The sequence below is a fragment of the Acidaminobacter sp. genome, from assembly GCF_030247605.1.
Classification (GTDB): Bacteria; Bacillota; Clostridia; order Peptostreptococcales; family Acidaminobacteraceae; genus Acidaminobacter.
Genome location: NZ_JAOTSB010000053.1, coordinates 1 through 10,486, shown reverse-complemented (window position 1 = coordinate 10,486; position 10,486 = coordinate 1). Strand labels below are relative to the sequence as shown.

Annotated in this window: 9 protein-coding genes; 7 read left to right on the top strand and 2 right to left on the bottom strand. The window is 52.7% G+C overall.

Annotated elements, in window-relative coordinates; all coding sequences use genetic code 11:
* Positions 1–348 precede the first annotated feature (348 nt).
* Positions 349–873 carry a YtxH domain-containing protein gene (locus OEL90_RS14840; protein ID WP_291399562.1) on the top strand — a complete coding sequence of 175 codons (525 nt, stop codon included), beginning with the start codon at positions 349–351 and terminating at the stop codon, positions 871–873.
* Between the two features lie 229 nt (positions 874–1,102).
* Positions 1,103–2,263 carry a GGDEF domain-containing protein gene (locus OEL90_RS14835; protein WP_300689846.1) on the top strand — a complete coding sequence of 387 codons (1,161 nt, stop codon included), beginning with the start codon at positions 1,103–1,105 and terminating at the stop codon, positions 2,261–2,263.
* A 120-nt stretch (positions 2,264–2,383) separates the two neighbouring features.
* Here the strand turns inward: OEL90_RS14835 and OEL90_RS14830 are convergent, their stop codons facing one another.
* Positions 2,384–4,243, bottom strand: coding sequence for an HD domain-containing phosphohydrolase (locus tag OEL90_RS14830; RefSeq protein ID WP_291399566.1), 1,860 nt, complete (start codon positions 4,241–4,243; stop codon positions 2,384–2,386).
* A gap of 97 nt (positions 4,244–4,340) precedes the next feature.
* Positions 4,341–5,357 (bottom strand): potassium channel family protein, encoded by a 1,017-nt coding sequence (locus OEL90_RS14825; protein WP_291399568.1) that lies wholly within the window; start codon positions 5,355–5,357, stop codon positions 4,341–4,343.
* 284 nt (positions 5,358–5,641) lie between these two features.
* On the opposite strand from OEL90_RS14825, the gene OEL90_RS14820 reads away from it, so the two are divergent.
* The 5 genes from OEL90_RS14820 to OEL90_RS14800 all read left to right on the top strand — a co-directional run bounded on the left by OEL90_RS14820 (position 5,642) and on the right by OEL90_RS14800 (position 10,410).
* Positions 5,642–6,760, top strand: coding sequence for an alanine racemase (locus OEL90_RS14820; protein ID WP_300689842.1), 1,119 nt, complete (start codon positions 5,642–5,644; stop codon positions 6,758–6,760).
* Between the two features lie 168 nt (positions 6,761–6,928).
* Positions 6,929–7,594: a YczE/YyaS/YitT family protein gene (locus tag OEL90_RS14815; protein ID WP_300689840.1), complete on the top strand. Its 666-nt coding sequence runs from the start codon at positions 6,929–6,931 to the stop codon at positions 7,592–7,594.
* 201 nt (positions 7,595–7,795) lie between these two features.
* The gene (locus OEL90_RS14810) at positions 7,796–8,671 is read left to right on the top strand and encodes a hypothetical protein (RefSeq protein WP_300689837.1); all 876 of its coding nucleotides are present in this window, start codon (positions 7,796–7,798) and stop codon (positions 8,669–8,671) included.
* Positions 8,672–8,766: 95 nt separating this feature from the next.
* The gene (locus OEL90_RS14805; protein WP_291399576.1) at positions 8,767–9,885 is read left to right on the top strand and encodes an FAD:protein FMN transferase; all 1,119 of its coding nucleotides are present in this window, start codon (positions 8,767–8,769) and stop codon (positions 9,883–9,885) included.
* Between the two features lie 228 nt (positions 9,886–10,113).
* Entirely contained in the window at positions 10,114–10,410 is a 297-nt protein-coding gene (locus tag OEL90_RS14800; protein WP_307731050.1) for a hypothetical protein, read from the top strand.
* The last annotated feature ends 76 nt before the right edge of the window (positions 10,411–10,486 follow it).

The window sequence follows — 10,486 nt, the reverse complement described above, 5'->3', positions numbered from 1 at the left end:
ACGTGAAAGTACTTTGAAACGTCGATGCCAATGATCAACACTTTGTCGTGACCCACTGTTTTAAGTAGCTTTTTGATGTCATTGTTATCAAACATGCCAGACACCTCCTACTATATTTCTATCGTGGCATCTGGTTTTCTAACAAAAACTTATCATAGGTACGGGGAGGGGAACCATCGGCAAAACCCTCTTTGAAAGACTGTACGCTGACTCCCGCCACAACTTTCTCAAAATTATTGAAACCCTTCCTGAAATAAGGGTATAAACCTAAGGACTAAATATTTTGATCGTGACATCACATGCTGCACATAGGGCACGCGGAAACCAATAGTTTAAAGGAGGATTACCATGGGATTTCTAGACAAACTGTTCCACAAATCCAAAGAAGCTGCTGAAATGGTCAAGGACAAGGCTGAGGATTTGGCCGGCGAGGTCAAGGAAAAAGCGGAAGTTTTGAAGGACAAAGCAGAAGATTTTGCCGGGGACGTGAAAGAAAAGGCAGAGGTTCTGAAAGACAAAGCTGAGGATGCCCTTGAGGATGCAAAGGTCAAGGCGGAGGCCCTTAAGGACAAGGCCGAGGATAAATTGGAAGAAGCGAAAGAAAAAGTCGAAGGCCTGAAAGATCAAGCTGAAGATAAAGCCGAAGAAGTTAAGGATCAAGCGGAAGCTGCAGCTGAAGAAGCCAAAGAAAAGGTTGAGGCTGCAGCGGAAGAAGCTAAAGAGAAGGCCGAAGATGTGAAGGAAGACGCCCAGGCCGCAGTGGAAGAGGCTAAAGAAGCGGCTGAGGAAAAAGCGGAAGAAGTCAAAGAGGCTGCTGAGGAAAAAGTCGCAGACGTCAAAGCGGCCGCTGAGGAGAAACTAAAAGAGGTCTAAGATCAGCTTTAATAAAAAGTCCATGGATCCTGAGCCAAGCGCGAAAGTAGTGCTAAAGGGAAGGCGGCCCCGCCAGCTTCTCTCAAGGTGCCGCTTGATGTGCCACAGCTCAGGATCTTTTTGTTTGTAAAAAATTTTCCTTTTTTGGTTTAATATTCTGGTCTTGAGCTTTACAAAATTGTATAATAACTTTAGACAAACATAAAAAGGCGCAGCCTGGAGGTTATGGATGGATCTGTTTATTCAGCTTGATGTTGATCTACTGGCGTTTGTGATATTACTGGCTATGTTCATCAATACGAGAAAGAGCTTGGGGATAAGAAACAAATCAACAGATCTTTTTTCCAGATTGACCTTTTTAATGCTGATCAGTACTTTTGTTGAAATTGTGACCTTTGCCATAGACGGGCGTCCGGGGTCGTGGATGTATGCTGCCGGGTTTATCAGCAATTCGCTGCTGTTTGCGTTGGCGCCGGTGACCCTATACCTTTGGGTGGATTACATAGAGCATTTGTTTGTCAAAGACCTTGAGGTCTGCAGGTTTAGGGTGGCTCTCCGCGGTGCGCTGGTCGCTGTCATAATGCTTATGGTCCTGGCAAACTTCTATACCGGGATCTTGTTTCAGATCGAGGAGGGCAATGTTTACGTCCGCGGGCCTTGGTTTGTGACCCAGGTGATGCTCAATATCCTCATAGCAGGACAGGCTTATTTGACAATTCTCTTAAAACGGCGAAGTCTGAATCCGGTGATGCTGTGGTCGCTGGTGCTGTTCCCGCTGCTGCCTGTTGCAGGTGTGGTGATTCAGACTCTATTTTATGGCACTACGGCTACTTTGAGTTTTAAGACTGTCGCCCTTCTCCTGATCTATATCAACGTCCAAAGGGCCATGATTTTTATTGATCCGCTGACGGGACTGGAGAACCGGCGCAGCATAGACCTGCTGGTGAAGGCCATGGGAGAATGCCGGCGCGAGGTTATCTACGCTGGCGTGATGCTGGATATTGACAACCTCAAGGGGATCAATGACCTTTATGGACACTCGGCTGGGGACCTGGCCATCAAGCGCACAGCGGAACTCCTCCGGGGGAGCCTGCGCAAGACGGATTTTGTCGCGCGCTATGCGGGGGATGAGTTTCTGGTGGTTATGGAGGTCGAGGACCGCATGGCACTTCTAAAGGCGGTGGAACGTATTCAGGGTTCGTTTGCGGTGTATAATGAGACGTCCGGCGACCCTTGGAAGTCGGAGGTCAGCATGGGCTATGACACCTTTGTGTACAAAACCCCTGAGGAAGTGGAGCAGGCGCTGAGGGAAATCGACCTTAAGATGTATGAGGAGAAGAATCGGCGGAAGATCGAAAAGAAATCCAATTTGAATGTGGTCAGTGTATAGAAGGATGCCAATAAAATATCGACCCCTTTCGTGGAAATTGAAAACGAAGGGGGTCGATGTGTTGTGTGGGGAAAATGGGCGCCCTTAGGGATTCGAAACTGGGTGTCTGACACCGAGTTTCTATCCCATCTCTTCCACCAAAAACTCACTTAGAAACAGCCGTGTCAGATGCGGGTCGAATTGGGTACCGGCACCATCGGCTAATTCTTTTTGGATTTGGTCGGGGGAGAGGCGGGAGCGGTAGACCTGGTCATGGCGCATGGTGTCATAGGCCTCGATCAGGGCGACAATGCGGGCGTGAAGGGGGATGTCCCGGCGGGAGAGACCGCGGGGGTAGCCCTCGCCGTCCCAGCGCTCGTGGTGGCTCAGGATATCCTCGGAAATGCGGGTGAAGTCCGGGCTTGAGACGGCGATGCGGTAGCCGCTTTCCGAGTGCTTCTGGACCTGGCCGCGCTCCGTGCTGTCCAGCTGGCCGCGCTTTTCGACGATCTCCCGGGGCACGCTCATGATGCCAATGTCGTGCATCAGGGCCAGGAGGCTGAGATCTTCAATCCGCTCCGGGGTAAGGCCCAGGCGGGTGCCAAAGGCTTCGCAGAGTCTCTGGACCCGGCGGCAGTGCTCCATAGTGCGGGCGGACTGGCTTTCCATGACGGTGGCTATGGATTCTATGAGGGCGTTTTTGGCCCAACGGCTTTCGAGGAGTTTGTTGTGGTACATGGTGGACTCGCTGTCCTTGAGGACGCGGTTCATGATCTGATGCTCCGCGGACTTGGTGGCTTCGCCCATGGAGAGGCTCAGCATCACGGTGCCGGTGTTGGCGGCCTGGGCCAGGGACTGGATGCGCTGAGTGATGTGGGCAGCGGTTTCCGCGTCGGTTTTTGGGAGGAGCAGGGAGAATTCGTCGCCGCCGACTCTGGCGATGATATCATCCGCCCGGCAGGCGGCCTTCATGACTTCGGCCGCCATACGCAGGAGCTCGTCGCCTTCCGCATGGCCAAAGGTGTCGTTGACGAGCTTGAGGCCATTCAGGTCGGCGGTGATGACGCTGATGGGCAGGTTGCGGGGAACGTCCATGCGTTTCAGAGCGTCCTCGAAATAGGCGCGGTTGTAGAGGCCGGTGAGGGGGTCGTGGAAGTTGAGGTACATGAGCCGGTCCTCGGTTTCCTTGCGCTCAGTGATGTCCCGGGCCGCCGCGAAGATGTGGGAACCGGAAGGCTCGGCGTTCCACTCGATGTAGCGGAACTCGCCGGAGCTGGTTTTCATGCGGATGACGAAGCCCATGAGAGATTCGCCGCGGTTGAGGGCGTTGAGGGCGTTGATGGATTTCTCGACGTCCTCTGAGTGGACGAACTCAAAGAAAATGGCGTCCTGAAGGTCGGCGGGCTCATAGCCCATCAGAATTTTCCATGCTTTGTTGGCCTTCATGATCCGGCCGTGGCTGTTGGCAATGCAGAGCAGGTCCGGGGACAGGCTGAAGAAGCTCTCAAACTGCTCGTGGGTCTCCTGGAAGGCGAGCTCCACGGACTTCTGTCCGGAGATATCCATGGCGGAGCCTATGATGTAGCGGACCACACCGGCTTCCAGCAGAGGTGTCAGCGTGGTCTGCCAGGTGCGGGTGTCTTTTGGGAGGTTTAGGGTCTCTTCGTAGACAATGGTGCTTTTCAGGTCCCAGCAGCGCCTGTAGTTTTTTTCCACAGTGATGGCCAGCGGCGCCGGGAGCAGCTCGTGAGGCGTCTTCCCTTTGAGGCGGTCGCGGGCAAGACCGGTCAGCTGCTCGTGGTAGAGGTTGCTGTCTATGTAACGGAAAGTGGGGCCTTCATCGACTTTGATGATGAAGACGGCGTCGGCAATGTTCTGATAAATTTTTTCGTACTTCAGGCCATTGCCGGCAATGGCGGCGTCACGAGGGTTGTCTGAACTTGGGTCGTTTTTCGATCTGAAAGCTGTCTCGGTCTGTTCGGTCGGGTTAGGCTTTGTCATTGAAGCATCGACACTCCTTGGATGGCGAATTGTTAGACCTGTTGTGGGGATTCATTTTGCTAGCGGAGCTTAGTATCATTGGTTGAGACTTGCACGACTAATAGGAACGCGGCTGTTTGATCAGTTTTTTAATGTTGTCGATCTGCTCTAACTGCCCAAGGACCAGCAGCTTGTCGCCGGGCTCGACCAGGAAGCTCGGGTCGGGATTTGGGCGGACAAAATCCTCGGTGTGCTTTTTGGTGGCCAGGACATTGAGCCCGGTTTTTCTTCTGAAGCCGGACTCTCTCAGGGTCTGCCACGCGAACATGCAGCCGTCGGGGATTTCGACTTCTTCTATGTCAAAAATGATGTCCCCCATGTGGGTGGTGATTTCCAGGAAGGACATGACGGCGGGTCTGAGCAGCATGGTCGCCATGCGGTCGCCGCCCAGTTCGTTGGGTGACAGGGTGTTGTTGGCGCCGGCGTGGAACAGCTTTTTATGGGCGTTGGGGTTGATGGCGCGGGACACAATGTGCAGGTCCGGTTTCATGCCCCTGGCGGTCAGCACTGTGAAGACGTTGTCCGCGTCCGTGGAGAGGCAGCTGACCAGGCCTTTGGAGTGGTGAATGCCGGCCTTTTCCAGCACTTCTTCCTGGGTGGCGTCGCCGTGGAGGGCCATGATGCCTTCCTCCAGCAGGGCGTTGACCCGCTCCTCGCTTTTTTCTATAGCTATGTAACTGACTTTGCTTTTCTGGAAACGCTTGATGACGCTCATCCCCGTGTAGCCGGCGCCGCAGAGGATGTAGTGGTCCCTCAGGTTGTCGATGTCATGTTCCATGGAGCGCCTCCTCATGATCTCGGTGAATTCGCCGCCAAAGACGAATGCGGCGACGTAGGTCAGGGTGTAAGCCACGAAGCTGATGCCGCCAAAGATCATCAGGATCGTGAAAAGCTTGCTGGCGTTGGATAGCTCCACGACTTCCTTGTAGCCAACGGTGGACAGCGTGATGACGGTCATGTAGAAGGCGTCTAAGACTGGAATGCCTTCCAGGAGCATGTAGCCGATGGTCCCGGTAAGCAGCAATAGCACCAGGGAGGACACCAGAATCAATATACGCTTGAACTGCCAGTGCACGACGCCACCTCCTCAGGGGTTGTTGCGAAAATTTTGTTGTCTTATGTATCCCCCTTTTGGCGTGTCAGGTAACAAGAAATTGTGGCGGGATTACAAAGTGAGTGGACTATTCTGATTATAGCTTGAAATTGGGCGGCTTTCACCTTTTTTCGCTGAATTACGACCTTTTAAGACGCGTTTTGCAGAAATATTTCGAATTTTTTGCCCGAGGCTTTTAAATAATGTAAAATGGAAAAAATGAGTTGGCTTTCTGCCGGAAAGCCTGTGAAGTTGGAGGGATCTTTATGACTACACCAAATCATTATCCGAAATTGGAAATAGATCTTCAGAAACTGATCAGCAATGCGGCCTGCGTCACGGCTTATGCTGCCGAGCGCGGGATTGAGATCACGGGTGTGATCAAGGGCTGCAATTCTATAGTTGAGGCGGGAAAGGCCATGCTGAAGGGCGGTTGTACCGGTCTTGCGACGTCTCGGATGGATCAGATGAGACGGATCCGTGAGGCGGTGCCGGGTGCTCAGACGTGGCTCCTTAGGCTCCCGATGCTGTCTGAGATTGAGGACGTGGTCCTGTTGTCGGATATCAGTCTGAATTCGGAGGACGTGACCATCGGCAAAATAGAAGAGGCTTGTGGACGGCTGGGGAAACAGCACGGCGTGATCCTGATGGCGGACCTGGGGGATCTTCGCGAGGGCTTTCGGGATTTTGAGGCCATGATGGCGCTGGCGGAGGAGATTGAGTTCAGGATGCCCCACGTGACGCTGGAGGGCATTGGAACGAATCTCGGGTGTTACGGGTCGATCAGTCCGACCACGGAGAATTTGACGGAGCTGATGGAGCTGGCGCGAGCCATTGAGGCGCGGCTGGGGCGGAAGCTCCGGTATGTGTCCGGGGGCGCGACCACAACGCTGCCGCTGCTGCTGAAGGGCGGCGTGCCGGAGGGGATCAACCATCTGCGGGTTGGAGAGGGCATTTTGAACGGCCGGGATCTGATGGTGTTCTGGAATACACCGTTTCCGGGCGTGGTGGCGGACGCGTTTACGCTGAAGGCGCAGGTCGTGGAGGTCAAGGAGAAGCCGAGTTATCCCATTGGGGAGATTTTTGTGGACGCTTTTGGCGAGGTGCCGGTGTACCATGACGAGGGGCTGCGGATTCGGGCGATTGCCGCTGTGGGGAAACAGGACATTGGGTCCCACGAGAAGCTGCTGGTCAGGAATGAGGGGCTGCGGCTCATTGGCAGCAGCAGCGACCATTTGATTTTGGATGTGACAGATCTGCCTCCCGAGGCGCGGCCGATGGTGGGGGATGTTTTGGAATTTGACCTATACTACCCGGCGATGCTGTATTCGACGGGCTCCGCGTCGGTGGAGAAGGTGCTGTTAAATGGGGAGACGGTTTTGTAGTCAATTGAGAAACGTTATCGCATGCTCTGGCACCGAATCAAAAGTTGTCCGCGCGGCCTGAAGCCTATTGCCCCCAAGTTGAAAGCTGTCCGCGTCACTAATCTGAAAACCGTCCGCGAGGCCGGTGGCCTATTTTCCCAACCTCACGAATGAAAGGAAGTCATCTCTTTGGAACAGATCTCAAATCCGGTAACAACCTATATAAAGCGGCTGCCCAGGCTGATGTTTGGCTATTTTCTTTACGCCCTGGGCATAGCCCTGACGGTGGACGCAAATCTCGGGCTGGCGCCCTGGGACGTGCTGCATCAAGGGCTGTCCCAAACGCTTGGGATTACGTTTGGCACGGCCAGCATTGGTGTGGGGATCATCATTGTCGCCCTCAACGTCAAGCTGGGAGAACGGGTTGGCTGGGGGACCATTGGCAACATGATTTTTATTGGAGTGTTCCTGGACCTGCTCTTCGGCAGCGGGTTGCTGCCGTCGCTTGAATCCGTTCCCTTTAGGGTGATTCAGCTCTTCGCGGGGATGTACATCATAGGCCTCGCGTCCTACGTCTACCTGGGCTGCGGCATGGGCTCGGGTCCCCGGGACGGGCTGATGGTGGCACTGACGAAAAAGACCGGCAAGCCGGTTGGGTTGATTCGCAGCGGCATTGAGCTCTGCGTGCTGGTCGTGGGCTACTTCCTGGGTGGATCCATTGGCATTGGAACCGTGCTGACGGCACTCGGCATTGGGATTGCCGTTCAACACGTCTTCAAGCTGGTGAAATTCGACGTCAAAGGCCAAAAGCACCGTTTTGTGGACGAGGATTTGGCGTGGGTGCGGGCGAAATGATATTTGAAATGATTACAATTTAGATTTTAGAAAATTCAAACAATACCCGTAACAATTGAAATACAAGGGCTGCGCAAAAAATAAATAAAAAACGATTTGTCACTTTTGTGACCTAAATGAACAAATTGTCCCTAATGATTGACATTATTTTATCAGGAATTTATACTCAGGATGAAACTAAAATCAAGGGGGATTACCAAAATGAAGAAAAAACTTTTAGCGCTCGGCCTCGTGTCCGTGCTCGCAATCAGCCTTTTTGCAGGCTGCTCCAAGCCGGCTGAAGCTCCAGCGCCTGCTGAAACACCAGCTGAAACTCCGGCAGAAGCTAAATACGCTGACGGCATCTACTTCGCTCAAGAAGACGGCTTCGCAGAAAACGGCTGGAAGTACATGGTCACTGTTGAAGTTAAAGACGGTAAAATTGCATCTGCAGTTTGGAACGGCGCTAACAAAAACGCTGGCCCAGACAAGATCACACTCTCCACTGACGGCACTTACGGTATGGTCGCTAAGGGCGGCGCTCAAGCTGAATGGCATGAGCAAGCTGCTGCTACTGAAGCTTACCTCCTCGAGAAACAAGATCCAACTATGATCGAGTACAAGGACGCTGAAGGCCATACGGATGCAATCGCTGGCGTTTCCATCCACGTCATCGAGTACTTCACACTTGTTGAAAAAGCACTCGCTGCTGGTCCGGTTGGCGCAGGCCAATACAAAGACGGCGCTTACCGTGCTGAAGGCGCTGAGTTCGACGCTAACAGCGGCTGGAAATCAACTGTAGACCTTACTGTCATCAACGGCTACATCGTTGCAGCTAACTGGGACGGCGTCAGCAAAGACGGCGGCGACACCAAGAAAGTTCAATCAGCTGACGGTCGTTACGACATGACAGTTGCAGGCGCGAAAGCACCTTGGCACGAGCAAGCTGCTGCTACTGAAGCAGTCCTTCTCGAATCCCAGGATCCTGCTTCAGTTACGCTCAACGCTGAAGGCAAAACTGATGCTATTGCTGGCGTCTCCATTTCTGTAGGCGACTTCTTCACACTCGCTGCTGAAGCGCTCGCAACTGCGAAGTAATAGTTCACCCCAAACACGTTAACCGAACAAGACTCAAGGGACGCACCTTGAGTCTTGTTTTACGTTTACGCCGCAATTGACGGAGGCATCCAAATATGAAAAAAAGTTACAAAGCACATCAGGCCTTATTTCTTATAGTGGTTCTTACTATGACACTGCTGGCTTTAACCGGCTGCCAGAATTCAGAACCAGCCCCCGCTCCGGAACAGCCAACGACGGAACAGCCGGGTACAGACCTTCCAACCCCACTTGCCGAGCCTGTGGAGCAAAACGACTTCATCCTCGGCACCATAATTTCTCTCAAGCTTTTCGACTATGCGGAGGAAGCCTATTTCCTGGACAGCTTTAATGCCCTGCGCGACATCGAACGGCGCATGACCATCAACGACGCGAATCCCGCGGAGAGCGAAGTCATGCAGATCAATGAAAATGCGGGCATCGCACCGGTCAAGGTCTCTGATGACACTTTTGAGGTCATCAAAAACGCCGTCCGTTACAGCGAACTCTCAGATGGCCGCTTCGACCCCAGCGTCGGTGTCCTGGTCAAGCTCTGGAACATAGGCACAGACTATGCCGCGATCCCGGCTCAAGAGGAGATCAGCGCGCGGCTGCCCCTTGTGGACTATACAAAAATCGAGCTGAACGAAGCAGAGAAGACAGTTCTCCTCAAAGAAAAAGGCATGCTGATAGATCTGGGTGGCATAGCCAAGGGCTTTGGTGCGGACGTGGTCTCCGGGATCCTGTATGACCATGGCGTACGCAGCGCCATTGTAAATCTGGGCGGCAATGTCCTGGTCATGGGCGAAAAGCCGGATGGCTCGCCGTGGCGCATAGGCGTCCAAAATCCTTACTCCGAGCGCGGAGAATACCTGGGCATTGCCACCATCACTGACAAGACCATTGTGACCTCGGGCGTCTATGAGCGCTACTTTGAGGAGGGCGGAAAACGCTATCACCACATCCTCGACACCACGAATGGCTATCCGGTCGAAAATGGCCTGGTGGGCGTCTCCATCATTGCTGATATCTCCATGGACGCGGATGCCCTCTCCACAGCGGTCTTTTCCCTGGGGCCTGAAAAGGGCAAAGCCCTGGTGGAATCCATTGATGGCATCGATGCCATCTTCGTCATGGAGGACAAGTCCATCACTATGACGGAAGGCGCGAAGGCGTTCTTTGAGCTGACGGATAAGAATTTCCACATCGTTGAATAACAAAGCGGTGGCCGATGGTGACCATCGGCCAAACTTTTTTTTTGGAAACCCGGTGTCAGACACCCAGTTTCATCATTACTCAAAAACATTATGGACAAAAACCATTTTAATGAACAAAAGCGGCAAAACTATAGATTTTTTCTACAGGTATGATAATGTTTTATCAAATGGTTGTTTAGCAATTATTTATCATAATAGGTTTAACCAATAAGATCTGGGAGGAATACCATGAGCGACAAGAAACGTATTATTGTCCTGGGCGGCGGCTATGGCGGCATACTAACGGCCAAAAAACTCGCCAGGAAGTTCAAAAAAAGTGAAGATGTCGAGATCACGCTGATCGACAAAAAACCATATCACGCTATGCTGACGGAGCTTCATGAAGTTGCGGCAGGACGTGTCCCGGAGGACGCAATCCGAATTGACCTCAAGAAAATCTTTGCGGGACGCAATGTGAAAGTTGTCATGGATGAAATTATTGATACCCTTAATCCAAGTCCGCGCAAACGTTTCAGAGGAATTTAATAACTTTATGTCAACATGAAACGGGCCGAAGCAATTGCTCCGACCCGTTTATAACAACACTGTGATTTCAATTGAA